Below are 17,501 nucleotides of genomic sequence, written 5' to 3' on the forward strand. Positions count from 1 at the left end.
TATATGTTGGAGAGAGACATGAAATACAGATTACTCAGCTTATGTTTGCTGTCGGCAGGTGTCAGTGCAACCCCTTTCGATACGTGCCCGTCTAAAGCGTTCTTAGTGCAAGGCAGTACAGCCTCTATGTATGGCGTCAATTTAGTTTCAGGGGCTTACAATGAATTTGCCCAAAATGTAGGAACTAATAACAAGTTGAACGGCTTTGGCTTTAGCCTTCATGACAGATACTTATACGGGTGGGACTATAGTCGCAAAGACGTAGGTCGAGTCGGGAAAGACTACAATTTAGAAGCAGTTACCACAACTGGGTTCCCTGATACCAATTTTTATGTCGGTGACGTCGCTATCCATGAAAATGCCTACTATGTATATAAAAAGGGAGGTTCATATGGTTTATACCGTGTATCTTTGGACGAAAACAGCGGCGACTACCTGCAAGCCACACGCGTGATCAATGGCAGTGCGCTCAACTTAAACATCTTTGATATGGCATTTGCACCAAACGGAGAAGCAGGCCTTGCATACAGTGTGGACAGTGCGGGCAATTTACACCGTATCAATGTCACTACAGGCGCTAGCACCTCCCTTGGTAACGTCGGACAGTCAGGCACTTTTGGTGCTGTGTACTTTGATGTTGAGAACAACTTCTACATTAGTCGTAATCAAGACGGTCACATTTACCGAGTAAACATTGAAGATCCATCAAATACACAGTTATTTGCTTATGGTCCAATCTCAAATACCAATGATGGTGCACGCTGTGCAACTGCACCTATCATTGACGAAGGAGAAGACCCCACGATGGATTATGGAGATGCGCCAGACAGCTATGGTACATCATTGAACGAAAACGGTGCTCGCCACAGCGTAGGTGACCTCTATTTTGGTGACAGTGTTAGTGCAGAGCATTTACCAAAAGCGCAAGATGACGACAATGGCGTAAGCTTTGTTACAAGTATTGAAACTGGGTATGACGCACTGATTTCATTCACTCTGTCAACTAACGGCTTTGTCAATGCGTGGATAGACTGGAACCAAGATGGTCAATTCCAATCATCTGAAAGAATTATCAGCGGGTTTTCAGGTGTGGCCGGTGAAAACCGCGTGTTAGTACCGGTCCCGGTTGATGCTGTTGAGGGCAACACTTGGGCACGGTTTAGAGTATCAAACAACAGTGACATTGCGCCAACTGGTGGAGTCGGCAATGGTGAAGTAGAAGATATTGCCATCAGCGTGGTAGCGAGCAGCTTGATTGAATCATCTACCGCGTGGCAAACAGCGGCATTTGAAGACCTTTGGCCTCAAACTGGTGACTACGATTTCAATGATGTTGTTGTCAGATATAGAACGACTACAGGTCAAGTTGGTAATCAGGTTGTTCAATACAAAGTAGAAGGTGCACTTGTGGCTGTCGGCGCAGGATACCACAATGCATTTGCAATCCGCTTCAAAGATATCGCTCGTAGCCATGTAAATGAGGCTGGGTTACAACTGACAATTGATGGTTCTGCTGCACAACATAGTCCACTTGAAGCGAACCGCAATGAAGCTATCGCAGTCATTTTTACAAACACAAGAGACATGGTGCCAACTCAAGAAGGATGTAAATTCTTTAGAACAGAAGAAGGTTGCAGCGACATCCAACGCTCACCCATTCCGTTCGAATTAACGCTGCCGCTCGCTACTAGTTACAACGCAAGTATTGCAACTGTAGACAAGCTAGACCCCTTTATATTTGCGGTAAACGGTCACTATCACGGCCCCTATGTTGACTCAAATAATGGTCGCGGATGGGAAGTGCATTTAAAGAATCAAAGCCCAACAGAAGCATTTGACAACAGCTACTTAGATCAAGGTGATGATACATCAACAACCAATGGATATTTTCAAACAGCCAGTGGCTTACCTTGGGCATTAATCATCAACACAGATTGGCAACACCCAAAAGAAAGAGTCGACATGTCAATAGCATACCCAGAGTTTGTCGAATTTGCCTCTTCTACTGGTGAAAAAAACGTGACTTGGTTTGAAAACCCAGTGGCCAATTACCAGTACACCATCAATAACGCAGCTCAAAACTAGGAGTAAACCATGAACAAGTTCATCATCACTTTAATGACTTTTACATTAACTGCATGTGGCGGCGGTTCTGGTGGCGCAGACGGACAAAGCAACTCTAGTGCATCAGTCGATTCGAATACTGTAACTTCCACACCGACAAAAGCAAATGGTGACACAGCTATACCGGAAAATGCACAAGCTAGCGACAATACAAGTGAAACTAGCCAGGTAGAGGGGATCGGTAGTATAGAAGTTGACCAATCGTTTGACTTTAGAAGCAATGTATCGTTACAGGTCACCTTAGGCGAAAATTTAGTTAGTGAGCGTGCATTTGTTAATATCTGCAAACAAGGAGAGAGCATTACCAATGCAGACAACTGCTTTTTACGTGCCCCACTCGATAGCTCAGGCTTTTCAGCTCAGATCCAATTGCCTCATGCTGAGCAAAAACTTAAAGCGGAAATTTGGTTTTACAGCACAACAAAAGAGCCTTTAGTGTATAGCTGGGAACTAGACGCCAGTCAGCAAGACCAATCTTGGCTCATTAACTAGCACTGATAGTAGAGCATGCCAATGCATGCTCTACTTTAAACACTTGCCTGATTGAACCATTGTTTCAATAAGGTCGACCTAGAAAACAGAAATAAAGCTAAAACTCTACCTCGCCACAACCCAAACCCGACCGAAAAGCCGATATCCATTGTTTATGACGAAAAAACGCCTTAGCGTGCTCAACAACCTGAAAAAAAATGAAATTAATGAATTAGCGCTCTTCGATAGGACGATGCACTTCGCACCAAAAGTGCCATTTCTATCCACAGATTTTGTTAATAGGCTGTGGTTAACTTTCTTAACCTCTCTCATGGAATGACACCACATTGCATAACGTGGTCCAATTTCCTGTCTTCTTTCCCAACCTCCAAGTACGAGAGGTATGTCCGTAGAAAACATACATCATAGTTTTATAAATATAAAAGAAGATATTTTTCATAAACTTAAATTACCTCCACAATTAGCAGCGTGCTGATTAAGACGATTTTTTAATCACAACATTTGACTTGTTTATAATTAGCTTATGATCTTAACATCATAGTTATGAACTAAACTTGCATAGATATATAAAGGTTATTTTTTGAGCTACCCTTATGTTCAAACGCTATGTTTTATTGGTTTTTTTGTCTTTTCAGGTTATATCAAGCGATAAACCCCTTCGCGTTGCAACTGGCAACTACCCTCCATTTACTGGCAACCAATTAATCGACGACGGGTTCGTCAATCACATTATTCGTCTTGCTATGGCTACACAGAGAATACAGGTTGAGTTTGTATACTTACCTTGGAAACGAAGTTTTCAATCCGCAAAGCTGGGACAATTTGAAATGGCATCTTATTGGGTTTGTGAACCGCAATATCAACAAGACTTCTACTGCAGCGATCATGTTTATCAAGGCACACTAAAACTTTATTTTAGAAAAGAGACACCTCTCCCTAAATGGCAGACAATTCGAGATTTACAACCATACCGTATTGGCGCAATACTCGGTTATGAATATGTCCCCGAGTTCCATCAAGCCATTGTTCAAGATGATTTGGATGTCATAATGGTGAGCAATGATCAACTCAGTTTAAATATGCTACTTAACGAACGCGTTGATTTGGTCGTACTTAGTGAAATAGCGATGCAAACATTACTCAAGCAACACTTTTCTCAACAACAGGCTAGCAAAATTCAAGTTCACCCCAAACCTTTTCTAGAATACCAAGCACACATCCTTTTTCCAAAGGTAAGAGAGGGCAGTACAGCAACCAAAGATAGTTTTAATCGAGGCTTAAAAAAGTTAAAAAACTCGGGTGAATTGCAAAAACAGTGGCAACGTATGCTGGATGGCGAGTTTTCCGCGAAAAAAAACATGCAAGCTGAAAAAGAGCACAAAAGATAGATTATTAATTAATTTCTAGATAAGGAATATATCATTCAAAAATGAGACTGCGGTACAGAACAAAAGCCACAGCAGATCATTATGGTTAAAGCAGAAAGTGGTCGTACACCGCCCGACTCCATTTTTAACACCAGTCATTCCTAAAGGACAAATATGAAATTACTCGTACTCTCTGTAACTTCCTTGTTAGCAAGCCACTTTGTTTTTGCCAATCAGACAATTGAGGGCAATTATGTTCTCACAACTGATAACGTACATAACGGTGTCATTGAATCAGGCTCAACGCAAGAGGTCACATTGTTAGGGGATAAATCCCATTTTATGGCGCATACTAGTGCTCAATTCCTATCAGGAAAAACCGCGCAAGGCGGCAATATTATTGATTTCAAACTATCAAATAAAGTGCCTTCAAATACTCAGTACTTTTTAGGTAATGTAGATGCTCAAGGGACTTATAGTGGAACTTGGTTTGCCGCAAATGGCAGCAAAGGCGACTGGACCTTAACTGCACTACAACCAAATACTGTGACAAGTTGTCGAGATATCCTTGATGCAGGACTTAGTCAAGGTGATGGTGTTTATGAGATAAGTACTTATGCTGGTGAAAAGTTAAGTGTGTATTGTGATATGACCAGAGATGGTGGCGGATGGACGCTAGTTGGTAGCTATCCGCGCCTACAGCCAGGAGGCATACACCGCATTGAAGAGTATGGTGATACTCCTGAAACCGACCCAAACAATGTAACAAAACTGTGGCTCTATAAAGGTGACTTGAGCGTTTTCTCTGACGCAAAAGAGCAAGTTAGTTGCTCAACAACAAATTGCACGGATGGCTACAGCGTCTATGGCCTGAACTTTACAGCAAGAGAACTAGAGCTGGTTCGTTACAACTGGGGCGCGTCAGATCGTGTTGAAAAAATGCCTAAAAACTCAGACAAACCAAGCTGTACAACATCATTGGAACCTGGTGCAACCGTTTATGAGGGATGTGTTGGCACGGCTTACCTGGGTGGCAACGTCGCCGACTCTACCGTAGGTTGGCAAGGTGATATTCTTGCACCATATTGTTGGGTTGCACGAGGCACCTATAAACCACACTCCTCAGGATCCGCAATTTGTAGTTACGGCAAAGAACCCAATGGGTCTCAATGGGCACTACTTTGGATGAGATAACACAGTGGGTTTGACGCTATCTGCGTCGCCCAACCTTGCGCCGCCCCATCGCGGGCGTCGCTTACTCTCGCTCATTCATTTCGCTAATACAATTTGGACATATAACAATACCTTTTCCACTTCTGAATTCGCTCCCCAAAACGCTATTTTATGCTTCAAATCAAATAAAACAGTATTTCCCACGCAAATATAGAGATAATTTATTCTCAATTTAAAATTTTATGGTAAATTTTGATTCTCAGCATTGTGGCTGACATTCATAAAGGAGTTATATGATGAAGAATATAAAACTTAAAAAATCTAAGTTAAAAACACTATCACTTAAAGACAAAGGTTTAGCACAAGCTAACACACCTGCTGTAGGAGGCGGCGCTTCAGCCACCATGTGCATTACGCTGTCGGTCGATGACTGCTGTACCATTCCACCAACGAAACCGACAAGAGACTTTTGTTAAGTCGATAAAAAAGAAGTGACGTAAATTGTCACTTCTACTAATTGGCAAATAAACTTAAAGTCTGAGCGATCTTATTTACACTGATTTAAATTCAATTTTTTGCGGATATTCTCTAGCTTACTTTGCGTAAAATCAAATGCTTGTTTTGCGATTTGATAGGCATCCGGGTATTGATTAGGCTGATCAACTTCAGGTATCCAAAACTTTCGTCTAGTCAATCGAAGTCCTTGATCAAATACACCTACAGCATTAAAAATCTCTACTGCAATGGGACCATTAAATCGCGATAAAATAGGAGTAAACATCTCTTCCCATGGCAACCAGCAAGTTACCAAATCACCTCTATCTGGTGGAGACGCTTGCGCATAGTGCAGGCGACCTTGATCGGCAATATAGTTAATTTGCTGTGCAAATACCTCTGGGCCATCTCCATCTAAAGTCTCTTGGGCGCTATCAAGCACCACACCTACTGTCGGATCATCAATTCCATCTAAGAAAGAGATCAATTGGGCCAATTTATTAGGCCCGGGCGTCTCCCAATGACTTATCGGTTCAATTGCCAACTTTACCCCTTTTGAAGATGCATATTGGCCTAATTCAGTAAAGCTCTGTTGTGCCGTTTTATAACGCAAAGCCAATTCATCTTGCAGGTCATCACTCCATACTGCTTCACCATTAGGCGCTTTAAAAACAAATCCACCGTAGGGGATAACCATGGGTCCCATCATGATTTCACCACCGAGTGAGGCTGTTATGTCGACACGAGATTTCAGGTATTCAATTCCGGCACGACGTACTGCCGGATCCGCAGAACTCGGATCGCACTGTGTCGTTGCCCCCACATTTGTTGCAACTTTAATATGAGCGAACCCCTCTTCGTCCATGCGTTTTCTAAACGCTTTATAGGCATTGAGTTCCGCTTCATAAGTCGAGAATGCATAAGCAGTCGTATCTTCACGGCCAGGGTGAAACTCAAACCCCGTGTAACCCATTTCAACCAACCTACGAATGTGTGTCATGGCTTGATCTAAAAATGCATCATCTTCTATTGAGAAGTTTGAACCAAACATAAAGAAGCTGAAGTACATATCTGTGTTGTGCTGCATTTGCTCACCCCTTTGTTCAAAGACCCGTCACTTCCTCGAGGTATTTACGTGCCATTTGTGCATACAGCAGCGGAGTTGCAACAGCAGGGTTCTGCTCTGCCTCAACAATGAGCCAACCTTCAAACTGTTTATCAGCAAGCGCTTGCAGGATTTCTTTAAAATCCAAACAACCTGCAGGATCCCCTGGTACTGTGAATACACCTTTTAAAATTGCTTCTTTAAATGACAGGTCGTTCGCTAAGCTGTAATCCATTACCTCTTTGCGAATATTTTTCAAATGAACATGCCTGATCCGATCACCATAAAGCCTAATAAACTCTAAATTGTCGCCACCTGCAAAAAACAAGTGACCTGTATCCAAACAAAAATGAACACAGTCAGGGTCTGTGAGCTCAGCAAAGCGCGCTATTTCATCCATTGTCATTACGCCTGTTCCCATGTGGTGGTGATAGCACATTTTGACACCATGACAATTGGCTTTATGGCCTAACTCATTTAGGCCGTCGGCCAACTTACGCCATTGCTCATCACTGAATTTGGGCGCATTAGGGACCAAAGCAATAGGCTGCTGATGAGATGAGCCGCCTAGTTCAGCCAACACCAAATCACCACTTTGCATTTCTTTTAAAAACTGAATTTCTTGCTCAAAACTCTTAAACGTCTGCTCTTTCATGTCATTTATAGTGAAGTAAGTGCTTACCCACGGCTCTGATATTACCAATCCGCGCATATCTAGCGCACGCTTTAAGGTAGCAGTATCGCTTGGATACTTATGCCCTCGACTACATCCTTCAAACCCCGCCAGCGCCATCTCACTGACGATTTGCTCAAATGGGATGCCGATATCGATATCTAAAAAATCGTCATTGACCCACCCAGTTGGAGTAATACCAAACTTTACCGCACCCTTTGGAAACATTGTTTGTCTGCTCATTTTAAACATCCTGTTGATGACATAAACGAAGTAAGCACTTACATTTATGCAGGTTTAAATTAGTGCTGCCTTACAAACTGCCAGCTATTGTCAAAGTTGATCCTGGGCGCGTCACTCCACGAACCATACCCTGGCCCTTTGGCACCTGATGGATTAGCATCTATGGCCTGCCACAATAACCCTTCTGTGTACGCTGCCGAACTAACAAAAAAAGTAACGTCATGCTCACTTTTACCAAAGCTTTCACGCCAAACATGAGGCAACTGATACCAAGTTCCCGTATACCAAAGTTTAATGATGTTGCGCGCAATCGGACCCAACTTCACATCACCCAAAATTTGCTTTCTAATGCTCGTGTTAAACATCTGTTCGTCACACGCACTCTTATAAACAACTTCAAATACATTTAGTAATTGTTCAACGATATCCTTGCCGACAATATCGTTGAGTGTTTGGAAGTAATTTTGCACTTGACCCGTACCATGCAACGCAAATGTATTGAAGTCTGTCAGCGCGCCCGATAATTCCGTAAATTGATTAACTTGGTGCTGTTGATTATTCATTGCACGGCTTCCTTACGCTCATGATTTCCCTGAGTTACTGTTTGCGATCTGCTGGAGCTGCCTACCATACCCTCTTCAATTTCAAAAGTGGGACCGGCGTGCAATTGCGGATTAGTTGGTATCGGGTTGCGGATCAATTGACTGGCATACTCTTTTAATTTAAACATGCCACATACTGCGCCGAGCAATAGGTTTTGCTGACCGCTAAACGCTGCATTAATAGTCACCAAAAACTTTCTATAGTTTTGATTGAAGTCTTGAGCTGCCTTTAATAATGCCGAGTTGTCAGGTAAATCAGCTAACTTAGGATTCGATTTGATTGGGTAGACCTTGTCATAGTCCACATCAAACTTAGGCCCTGTCGGCTTACCCGGCTCATCCCCGAGTTGGTAATAGCGACCGAATTTGAGTTGTTCAAATCGGTAGTAGTGGGAGATCTCTCCTTCGGAGTCAAAAATCTCTTTTGACAGCCCTTCACCTTGCTCGATAACCAGCTCTAGGGCTCTGATAGCAGAAGCTTTATCCGTAACTTCAACGACACTGCCCCCACCTGAGTAATAGTATTTGTTAGATACTTGAAACTTGGGATCTCCAATAAATATGGTTTCTCCACATTCATTGGCCTGTGCTTCTAAAAACTCAATACCGTCAATAATGGCATCATAAAAGTCACCAATACTGTAAAAACTATATGTCGAAGACTTCAGTGGCTTAATTGCATCGAGATTAAATTTGCTATGGTCCGCTCTGGTAACACACCCTTTAGGTCCCCCACTTTGCGTGTTTTGCTGAAGCATCCCCGGCCGCTCAATTTTCAAAAACGTCTCTAGCGTGTCAGCTGAGAAACAGCTAATCGAAACTTGGAAGTCGCGTTCGCCATCAGGCAAATAGGTTGGAAACGCCGGAACAAACCCGTCGCTGAGTAAATTGGGATGCCGCCCAAGTGCATTTAGCACATTAGCGGACAACGTCATGTGCAGCATTTCTTCAACAAGCACTGCGCGAATGGTCGCAGCTGCTTCTATGTTTGTCTCTGGGTAAATACTGTAAAGCGCGGTCAAATAAGGTGGTATTGTCGCATGCTCTAATTGAATAGCAGCATCAAGCATTTGGTATAAATCTTCGATTGTGTTTACTATGCGCTCGCTCATTGACTGGCTCCTTTCACAGTTTTAAACGTCGTATCAGACACCACATCCACTTGATAACTGCCTAGTTCCGCAACTATATATTCCATCGTTTTGAAGCACAGCGCTGCGAGCGTTAGTGTGGTATTTGACGTGCCAATGCTGGGCATACTGCCAGAACCGATAAGATATAAATTGCTGTGATCCCAAGATTGCTGGTGCTCATTCACAACTGAATTTGCTGAGCTTGTCCCCATAACATGTGTACCTGAAAAATGATTGCCGCCTCGGAAGTAATAGCTCTCTCCTTGGTATTGAAAGGAACCATAGTCAAGTAATGAATAACTAGAAAAATCCTGTGCACCTAAGCGCTGAAAGAATACTTTTGAAGTTTCACGTGCATATGCAATGCCTGCCTTTGAATAATCAGACAAATTGTAATTAACGATGGGCCGCATATTACCGAGCGCATCTTTGTATTCTGGATCGACTGTGATCCGATTACTTTCATCTGCTGCTTGCTCAACCATATAGGCAAACAATAACTGATTGGATATTCTGTCAACGGTACTTTGACGAAGCTCCTTGCCAAATTTATTTTGCGTATCCACCAAGGTTTCGATGTCAGAGAAAGGTGAACCTGTTGCCCAGCCCCAGCCGTCATTGTGAATGTCGACACCAAATGGGGCTTGTTTAGCGCGGCTTTCACCATATCTGAAATCTGCGATACCTGAAGTACACTTCGTACCTCGCATAGTACCGGCGGCTTCTGGCAGCAACCCCCAAGCAAGTAGATAGGTATGGTCCATTAAATTTTTCCCCATCAATCCACTTGAACTGGGCAGGCCTGAAGCCAACATCAGTCGTGCATTTTCCACCGCATTGGTCGCTAAGATAAAAGTTTTTGCACAAACCTGACCAAGCGTGTGCTCAGGTGAACTTGTTTTTGTATAATGTTTAAACTCAATGTGGCTTATTTTGTTGTCATGCTTTCTTACGACCACCTTACTGGCGACTGCTTGGGGCAAAAAATCCATTTTGCCTGTTTTTGACGCATCAAATAATGTTTTTCGTGCATCATACTTAGCTTGAACCGGGCAAATAGGAACACAATTGTTATTCCCTTGGCAACGACCACCTTGTTCAACTTGCACCGCGCCAACTGCGCCGACAGGCTTAAACCCTGAACCACTTTGATAGCGCTCATTTGGAATGCCATTTCGACCTTGTGGAAAGGGTCTAACTTTTACCTTGTGAGTCTCCCCAAACAGCTCAAACTCTGCACCATCAATGCCTTTTGCTACCACCTGATCTAGGTAAGATGGCGGTAACCCGTACATCGGATATACGTAGCCTTTTTCATACTTAATACCGTAAAACCCCTGCTCTTCCACGTTGGCCGACACACCTATTTCACGCTCAGCCATACGGTAATAGGGCATTAAATCGTCATACTTAATTGGCCAATCTAGGCCTACGCCATACTTGGTTTTAATAGCGAAATCATCTGGTAACATGCGCAGGATCTTGGCCTCCCAGTGCATCGTTGTGCCGCCAGTAACCCGCGTATATGTGCTGTCGAGCGCTAATGGTCCGCTTTGCACCATATAGCCCTTTGAATTAGTCTGCCCCAAATAGAGCTTGCTGACATCTGTCGATCTAGGCATCGGTGCATTCGGGTTTGCCGGGTACGGCGCATTATTATCTTTTGAGGCATTGGCATAATAATTTGAGAGATACTGCTTAAAGCCGTCATAACTTAGGCTTTTTGCCGGTGCAGCTTCAAGCACTAAAACTTGAAAGCCTTTGGCGGTAAGTTCTTTGGCGGCAATTGCACCGCTTATCCCTGAGCCGATGATCACTGCATCATATTTACCATGGTTTGAGTTTTGAACTGCCTGCTCAGGTGTTATTTGCTCTATTGTTGAATTTGCTTCACTCATTCAAGCGTCCCCGTCCTATTCCATTAACAACAGCATTAACATTTAAGCTAAAATTCAGTGTAGCAGATAAAAAATAAATGCAATTAAAAAATAAAAAACATCAAGCTGATCATGTCTAAATTGCAGAAACAGGTCTCTAAAATAAGTAAATATGTAGATAAAAACACCATTTAAGTGCAAAAGCTCAAAATCAAACTTAGGTATCCAAAGCCATTTTTGAAACATTCGTGTTTTTCTTATTAAATTAATAACTTGTTAAAAAAATCAAAATATTTAAGCGACCGGCAATTTTTTGTGTATATACTTTCTGATGCACTCAGTGCGACTACAACGGATTGCTAATGTGAGACAGTTAGTGAATGAACTAGGTTGTATGTTTGAATTCTCACACCGACATTCCGAGACAGTAAACTGACTTATTCTTGGAACACTTATGACAACTCAAACGAATACGTTGCTCAAAACAGAGCAAGAATACCTCACATCTATTGATGCTCAGCCCCTTGATAAGTGGTCGAAAACAGCCCGACAACATGTTTTGGAGAGAATGATCTCGAATATTTCACCTGACGATGGAGAGCGCGGTGCTGTTTTGGCCTCCCCTTCGCGTACTAATCCTAACTATTACTACCATTGGGTTAGAGATGCTGCCCGTACCATGAGCGAAATTGCAAAACTAAATGGGTTGGACCATAGAAACTTTAAAGACAAATACTATGACATGATGATTGATTATGTTGAGTTTACAAAGATCAACCAAACCACTCCAACTGTCAGTAATAGCCTCGGCGAGCCCAAGTTTTACGTCACTGGACAAGCGTTTAATGGGCCGTGGGGCAGACCGCAAAATGATGGGCCAGCACAACGTGCACTCACCATTACACGCTGGGCAAACATCCTGCTAAAAAATGGTGAAAAAGACTACGTAACTGGTACCCTGTACGATTCCAAAGAACCCTCATTTAGCATTATCAAAGCAGATTTAGACTTTGTTGCTAATCACTGGCAAGACCCTTGTTTCGACTTATGGGAAGAAGTTGACGGAACACACTTCTATACTCGAATGCTACAGCGAACTGCCTTACGAGAAGGCGCCGACCTTGCCAATATACTCAATGACCCAGGCGCTGCCGATTACTACAATCGACAAGCTTCGCTCATTGAAAGCGCAATGGACGATTTTTGGAGCGAAGAAAAAAGTCATTATTTAACAACTTTAAATCGTGTTGGTGGCTTGGACTATAAAGCGTCTAATCTTGATGTCGCAACGACCTTAGGTATTTGCCAAGCACTGTCTGATTCTCACCCTTTTATTAACCCACACGAAGATAAAGTACTGGCAACTGCATACGCACTCCATCAAGCATTTGATCCTCTTTATTCAATAAATGCGCTTGAAACCACCACTTCAGGAGATCCGATTGCACCGGGAATTGGTCGTTACCCTGAGGACAAATATGCAGGCAGTGCACCGCTTGGGCAAGGCAACCCTTGGTTTTTGTGCACCGCCTCGCTAAGCAGTATTTGTTACAAAGCCGCGGCCTTATTCACAGAGCAGAAAAATATTGAAATCAACAAATACAATATCGGCCAGTTAGCACTTGCGGTCAAACTTGTTGATACAGACTGCAAGCTTGAAACAGGCGAATGTTTTAGCAGCCGCACCAAGACCTTCAAGACAATTATTGCCGGCTTAAAAGCATTGGGTGATGCATACCTGAGACGAATACAAATCCATGCTGGCGAAGAGACCTCTTTATCCGAGCAATTCAGTCGCTACGATGGGTTTATGACCAGTGCAGAGCATTTAACTTGGAGTTACGTTTCGGTTGCCATTGCCATTGATTTACGAAATGCCCTGAAGATTTGAACTGACCGACAGCCACCAGTGCTCAACTGGTGGTCGTTTAAACACTTAATCAAGACGTATTTTGCCAAAAAGCATCGCTAAAAATGCTTTTAGGACGTGGTAGAAACTTAAAATGGACGTTGCAATGAATACAACTCAGTCACTCGAAATACTGCACAAGGGCTCGCGTTGTCGCCCTTGTGAAAAAGCTAATTCAGTCAACTCCAATACCACAGCAATCCCCTTTGGCAGATCAATTACCTCAGACAGTTTTAGTCTGAAACATACCACTGCTTCACTATTTCAGCTGGCGCAAAGCACCGGGCAATGGTGTTTTGTCACTTTTATCTTTTACAGCGAGTAAATGCCATGAACATACCGATCACTAACCCCATTAAGATTGTCGTTAAACAATCTGGTCAGGTGAAAATCCATACTTTTATCTCTTCGTACGAAGGCGACAACATCGCCAATGCCACACATATCATAGAGAGCGAAAATGTACTGGTGCTCATTGATGGTCAGTTTTTAAGCCCGTATGCGAAAAAATTCCGCGATTATGCTGATAGCTTAAAAAAGCCTATTGAAAGACTGTATTTATCTCATCGCCATCCAGATCATTGGTTTGGCCTTGGCGACGCTTTTTCGGATGTAGAAATTTACACATTGCCAGAAACCATTGAGTTCCTCAAAGAACACGGAGAGGAGTCTCGAGAGGATCACATGGGGAAATTAGGTGACTTAGCACCTGAGAAGGTTGTGATCCCACAACATGCCGTGTATCCAGGTGTGGAAATTATCGATGGGGTTAAATATGTAATTGAACGGATCATAGATACTGAAATTGATTATGGTATTACCTTAAAGTTACCTGATTTAGGTGTATTCATTGCACAAGATCTAATTTATAGCGGCACACATTTATACCTGACTAAATACCTCGACCACTGGATGGAGCAGTATGAAGATATGCTGCTCTCAGATTACGATTTGTTTTTGCCCGGTCACGGCGCTCCTGCAGACAAAAAAGAAGTCACCGAAAACCTTAAGTACCTCATTGCCGCCAAGCAAGCAATTGCTGATGGGCTTAAAAATGAAGCATTTAAGGAGTTTATGCTGCATAAATTCCCAACACGGCAATGCCCTGCCATTTTCGATATTTACTTACCCAGATTGTTTGACGGTGCTAGTGAATACTAACAAAGCTTGATGTTAACTCATTTTATAGGTGGATCAGCATGGATACACAATACACAGTAGGACAATATTTAACTCAACGGCTTGAAGAGCTTGGACTCGGCCACTTATTCTCTATCGCGGGTGATTACACAATTGAGTGGATCAACAAACATATTGAACCTAGTAGTATCGAATTAGTCGAAGAGGTCAACGAACTAAACGCAGGGTACGCTGCTGACGGCTATGCCAGATTAAAAGGCATCGGTGCCATGTGCTTTACGTATTCAGCGGGTACCTTAAGTGCTGTCAATGCAGTTGCCGCCTCATACGCAGAACGCATACCTGTGGTCGTTATTAATGGAGCACCTAGTATTCAGAAGCGCCTGACCGCGCAGCAAACAGGATTTACATATCACCATATGATAGATGGTGAAACAGATTTAAATATCTACAAAAATATCACGGCCGCCGCGATAAAATTAGATAACCCAGAGTTGGCACCTAGGTTAATTGACTATGCCTTAACTGAATGTATCTCGCAAAAAAGGCCTGCCTATATTGAACTGCTAGAAGACATGGTCGAACAACCTTGTACAGCTCCTGTCGGCAAACTCGCACCACTTACGCCGATCCCACTGCAAGAGAACGTTGACAAAGCCGTTGATAAAATTCAGCAATCACTGGTGGGGGCCAAACGGCCAATTGTATGGCTTGGTGCTGAAGTAGATCGAATGGGGCTTCATGATCAAGCAAATGCATTAATCAGGAAACTGAACCTTCCCTATGTAACCGAACTTATCAGCAAAGCCGTATTTTCAGAAAATGACCCACTTTTTGCTGGTGTTTTCGACGGTCAGGCTTCATCAGCTATCACTCAAGAGCTAGTAGAAGAATCCGACTTTATTTTGGGGCTAGGTGTATGGCTTTCGGATATCAACTCTCTTGGCCAAACCGTCAACTACGACAAAACAGCCTTGGTAGCTTGGGACACTGTCAAGCTAGGTACTTATTTTGAACCCCAAGTACCACTGGCCAATTTTATTGAGGCGCTCAGCCAGCAACCTTTGAGTAACTTACCATCGTGTGCTATTCCCAGCGATGTACCAAATATCTGCGAAAGCCTGAGTGGCTCCATCACATATCAGGGTTTTTACGACTATATCCAAGATAAAGAGTACATAAATGACAATGTGTTGATCGGTAGTGACGCCAGCTTAAACTTTTTTGGTAGCCTGCTTTTAAAAGTTGGCACTCCTAGAGGGTTTGTCGCGCAGCCAACGTATTCGTCTATTGGCTATATTGGGCCTGCTGCAACGGGCATGAGTCTTGCCAAACAAGACCACCAGCGTGTATTTGTTTTCTCAGGGGATGGTGGCTTTCAAATGACACCACAATGCCTCTCAACACAAACAAGGTTTAAGCTCAACCCCATTATATTTGTCATGGATAATGGCGTATATGGCGTTGAACAATGGCTGTACGATGCAGAGATTTTCTCAAGTGATCAGCCATTTTTTGAATCATGTATTTTGCACCAGTGGGACTATTGCAAGCTCGCAGATGTATTTGGATGCAAGGGCTGGACTGTCAACACCTATGAAGAACTCAATAACGCAATTCTAGGTGCGCTTGAGAACTTAGATAGTCCTTCGTTAATTCAAGTCAAAGTGCCGCCTAAATCTTTGCCTGATAACGCAAAGTGGAAGAAAAAATAAGTGTGAATGCCCGGTCATTTTTTAAGTGCAATTAGTATATGAAAAAACCAGCGAAAAGCTGGTTTTTTGTCCTCGGACGGCTGCTTATTTTTTTCTTCGCCTTGTTCGCTGCCCCAGAATCCGTTTCTTGTCTCGTTGTTTCCTCGACTTGCTGGTATTTTTACGGTTGTCTTTAGGCTCTTTTGTCAAATCAGGCTCATAACCCGTTAACCACTGAGGTGTTAATCTGGTATCTAGCAATACTTCGATTTCTTCCAGTAGCCATTGCTCATCAATACTCACTAAAGAGATCGACTGACCGCTATTTCCTGCACGACCAGTACGCCCGATACGGTGAATATAGTCTTCTGCAACATAGGGAAGCTCTGCGTTAATTACGTAGCTTAGTGCTTTGATATCAATACCTCGTGCAGCGACATCAGTTGCCACCAATACCCGTGTTTTTCCTGATTTAAATTGCTCTAACGCACGCTCACGTGCCCCTTGAGATTTATCACCATGAATGGCTAATGTTGCCAACCCGTCTTTGTTTAGCTCGCTGGCATAATCATCTGCTGCTTTTTTAGTGCGGGTAAATACCAACACTTGCTGCCAGTTATTCTTACCAATTAAGTGGGCAATCAACTCACGCTTTCTATCTTCATCAACCGCATAAAATATCTGCTCCACATTATCCGCGGTGCTGTTTTGCTGTTCAACACCAACACGTTCAGGGGTGTTCAACCACATTTTCACCTGAGATAAAATACTGTCATCCATGGTTGCAGAAAACAGCATTGTTTGTCGTTTTTCAGGCATTTTACGCATAATGCGCTTAATTTCACCAATGAACCCCATATCCAGCATGCGGTCCGCTTCATCAAATACTAGATGGGTAATGGCATTCAAAGACAAGGTGCCTTTGATCATATGGTCCAGTAGACGTCCAGGTGTAGCAACAACAATATCAACCCCTTCTTTTAAGGTCTTTTCTTGCGGTCCAATATTTGCGCCGCCATATAAACAAGCGACCTTGAGATGACTAAACTTGGCCAAACGTTTTGTATCTTTTGCAACTTGCTGAGCCAGCTCTCTTGTGGGAGCCAAAACCAATGCACGAACAGCAGAGGTAGCAAAGTCACTCTGCACTAAACTATTTAAAATAGGCAGCATAAATGCAGCTGTTTTCCCTGTTCCTGTCTGTGCAGTTGCAAGTAAGTCTTTACCTTGCAAAATAAGTGGGATACTCAACGCTTGAATTTGTGTTGGTTCAGTGAATTCTAAGTGCGCTAAAGCTTGGTTTAATTCATCTGCAAGATTTAAAGATTGAAAAGACATGATAGCCTATAAGTACTGCCAAAGATGCGCGCAGTATAGCAAAACTGAGCAACCCTTGTGTACACCGCAGAGGCAACCGCTCTCCATATTTGTGCTGCATTTGCATTTTACACTTAGTCATCACTCAGTTAATTGG

The 17,501-nt window shown here is 43.0% G+C and carries 14 protein-coding genes; 8 read left to right on the forward strand and 6 right to left on the reverse strand.

What is annotated here, in order from left to right; genetic code table 11:
• Positions 1-18 precede the first annotated feature (18 nt).
• The 5 genes from MHN81_RS02600 to MHN81_RS02620 all read left to right on the forward strand — a co-directional run bounded on the left by MHN81_RS02600 (position 19) and on the right by MHN81_RS02620 (position 5,632).
• On the forward strand, positions 19-2,085 hold the full coding sequence (locus MHN81_RS02600) for an LruC domain-containing protein (protein WP_239424967.1): 2,067 nt from the start codon (positions 19-21) through the stop codon (positions 2,083-2,085).
• Between the two features lie 9 nt (positions 2,086-2,094).
• Positions 2,095-2,616 carry a hypothetical protein gene (locus tag MHN81_RS02605; RefSeq protein ID WP_239424968.1) on the forward strand — a complete coding sequence of 174 codons (522 nt, stop codon included), beginning with the start codon at positions 2,095-2,097 and terminating at the stop codon, positions 2,614-2,616.
• A 593-nt stretch (positions 2,617-3,209) separates the two neighbouring features.
• Positions 3,210-4,004, forward strand: a complete 795-nt coding sequence (locus MHN81_RS02610; protein WP_239424969.1) for a transporter substrate-binding domain-containing protein — start codon at positions 3,210-3,212, stop codon at positions 4,002-4,004.
• Positions 4,005-4,157: 153 nt separating this feature from the next.
• Positions 4,158-5,177, forward strand: coding sequence for a fibrinogen-like YCDxxxxGGGW domain-containing protein (locus tag MHN81_RS02615; protein ID WP_239424970.1), 1,020 nt, complete (start codon positions 4,158-4,160; stop codon positions 5,175-5,177).
• A 272-nt stretch (positions 5,178-5,449) separates the two neighbouring features.
• Complete coding sequence (locus MHN81_RS02620) at positions 5,450-5,632, forward strand: hypothetical protein (RefSeq protein WP_155250782.1); 183 nt, start codon at positions 5,450-5,452, stop codon at positions 5,630-5,632.
• Between the two features lie 71 nt (positions 5,633-5,703).
• Here MHN81_RS02620 and MHN81_RS02625 read toward each other — a convergent pair whose 3' ends face one another.
• Genes MHN81_RS02625 through MHN81_RS02645 form a run of 5 tightly spaced genes read right to left on the reverse strand, consistent with a single transcriptional unit; the run spans position 5,704 to position 11,305 of the window.
• Positions 5,704-6,738 (reverse strand): sugar phosphate isomerase/epimerase family protein, encoded by a 1,035-nt coding sequence (locus tag MHN81_RS02625; RefSeq protein WP_239424971.1) that lies wholly within the window; start codon positions 6,736-6,738, stop codon positions 5,704-5,706.
• 16 nt (positions 6,739-6,754) lie between these two features.
• Positions 6,755-7,672: a myo-inosose-2 dehydratase gene (gene iolE / locus MHN81_RS02630; RefSeq protein ID WP_239424972.1), complete on the reverse strand. Its 918-nt coding sequence runs from the start codon at positions 7,670-7,672 to the stop codon at positions 6,755-6,757.
• Between the two features lie 59 nt (positions 7,673-7,731).
• Positions 7,732-8,235 carry a D-sorbitol dehydrogenase gene (locus MHN81_RS02635; protein ID WP_023400367.1) on the reverse strand — a complete coding sequence of 168 codons (504 nt, stop codon included), beginning with the start codon at positions 8,233-8,235 and terminating at the stop codon, positions 7,732-7,734.
• Positions 8,232-9,386 (reverse strand): ferritin-like protein, encoded by a 1,155-nt coding sequence (locus tag MHN81_RS02640; RefSeq protein ID WP_239424973.1) that lies wholly within the window; start codon positions 9,384-9,386, stop codon positions 8,232-8,234. Before MHN81_RS02640 ends, MHN81_RS02635 begins: the two co-directional genes overlap by 4 nt.
• The gene (locus MHN81_RS02645) at positions 9,383-11,305 is read right to left on the reverse strand and encodes a GMC family oxidoreductase (protein WP_239424974.1); all 1,923 of its coding nucleotides are present in this window, start codon (positions 11,303-11,305) and stop codon (positions 9,383-9,385) included. The genes MHN81_RS02640 and MHN81_RS02645 overlap by 4 nt, the downstream gene beginning before the upstream one ends.
• 433 nt (positions 11,306-11,738) lie before the next feature.
• On the opposite strand from MHN81_RS02645, the gene MHN81_RS02650 reads away from it, so the two are divergent.
• The 3 genes from MHN81_RS02650 to MHN81_RS02660 all read left to right on the forward strand — a co-directional run bounded on the left by MHN81_RS02650 (position 11,739) and on the right by MHN81_RS02660 (position 16,048).
• Complete coding sequence (locus MHN81_RS02650; RefSeq protein WP_023400364.1) at positions 11,739-13,175, forward strand: glycoside hydrolase family 15 protein; 1,437 nt, start codon at positions 11,739-11,741, stop codon at positions 13,173-13,175.
• 348 nt (positions 13,176-13,523) lie between these two features.
• The gene (locus MHN81_RS02655) at positions 13,524-14,354 is read left to right on the forward strand and encodes a Zn-dependent hydrolase (protein WP_023400363.1); all 831 of its coding nucleotides are present in this window, start codon (positions 13,524-13,526) and stop codon (positions 14,352-14,354) included.
• Between the two features lie 38 nt (positions 14,355-14,392).
• A complete protein-coding gene (locus tag MHN81_RS02660) occupies positions 14,393-16,048 on the forward strand; it encodes a thiamine pyrophosphate-dependent enzyme (protein ID WP_023400362.1) in 1,656 nt (551 codons plus the stop codon).
• Between the two features lie 84 nt (positions 16,049-16,132).
• On the opposite strand, the gene MHN81_RS02665 is transcribed toward MHN81_RS02660, so the two are convergent.
• A complete protein-coding gene (locus tag MHN81_RS02665; protein ID WP_239424975.1) occupies positions 16,133-17,365 on the reverse strand; it encodes a DEAD/DEAH box helicase in 1,233 nt (410 codons plus the stop codon).
• Positions 17,366-17,501: the final 136 nt, after the last annotated feature.

Source organism: Pseudoalteromonas sp. Of7M-16 (genome assembly GCF_022347805.1).
GTDB lineage: Bacteria > Pseudomonadota > Gammaproteobacteria > Enterobacterales > Alteromonadaceae > Pseudoalteromonas > Pseudoalteromonas luteoviolacea_F.

Bases quoted from the DNA above. Each gene is read 5' to 3' on its own strand.
- MHN81_RS02600 (WP_239424967.1), top strand. From the start codon at position 19: ATGAAATACAGATTACTCAGCTTATGTTTGCTGTCGGCAGGTGTCAGT.
- MHN81_RS02605 (WP_239424968.1), top strand. From the start codon at position 2,095: ATGAACAAGTTCATCATCACTTTAATGACTTTTACATTAACTGCATGT.
- MHN81_RS02610 (WP_239424969.1), top strand. From the start codon at position 3,210: ATGTTCAAACGCTATGTTTTATTGGTTTTTTTGTCTTTTCAGGTTATA.
- MHN81_RS02615 (WP_239424970.1), top strand. From the start codon at position 4,158: ATGAAATTACTCGTACTCTCTGTAACTTCCTTGTTAGCAAGCCACTTT.
- MHN81_RS02620 (WP_155250782.1), top strand. From the start codon at position 5,450: ATGATGAAGAATATAAAACTTAAAAAATCTAAGTTAAAAACACTATCA.
- MHN81_RS02625 (WP_239424971.1), bottom strand. From the start codon at position 6,738: ATGCAGCACAACACAGATATGTACTTCAGCTTCTTTATGTTTGGTTCA.
- iolE (WP_239424972.1), bottom strand. From the start codon at position 7,672: ATGAGCAGACAAACAATGTTTCCAAAGGGTGCGGTAAAGTTTGGTATT.
- MHN81_RS02635 (WP_023400367.1), bottom strand. From the start codon at position 8,235: ATGAATAATCAACAGCACCAAGTTAATCAATTTACGGAATTATCGGGC.
- MHN81_RS02640 (WP_239424973.1), bottom strand. From the start codon at position 9,386: ATGAGCGAGCGCATAGTAAACACAATCGAAGATTTATACCAAATGCTT.
- MHN81_RS02645 (WP_239424974.1), bottom strand. From the start codon at position 11,305: ATGAGTGAAGCAAATTCAACAATAGAGCAAATAACACCTGAGCAGGCA.
- MHN81_RS02650 (WP_023400364.1), top strand. From the start codon at position 11,739: ATGACAACTCAAACGAATACGTTGCTCAAAACAGAGCAAGAATACCTC.
- MHN81_RS02655 (WP_023400363.1), top strand. From the start codon at position 13,524: ATGAACATACCGATCACTAACCCCATTAAGATTGTCGTTAAACAATCT.
- MHN81_RS02660 (WP_023400362.1), top strand. From the start codon at position 14,393: ATGGATACACAATACACAGTAGGACAATATTTAACTCAACGGCTTGAA.
- MHN81_RS02665 (WP_239424975.1), bottom strand. From the start codon at position 17,365: ATGTCTTTTCAATCTTTAAATCTTGCAGATGAATTAAACCAAGCTTTA.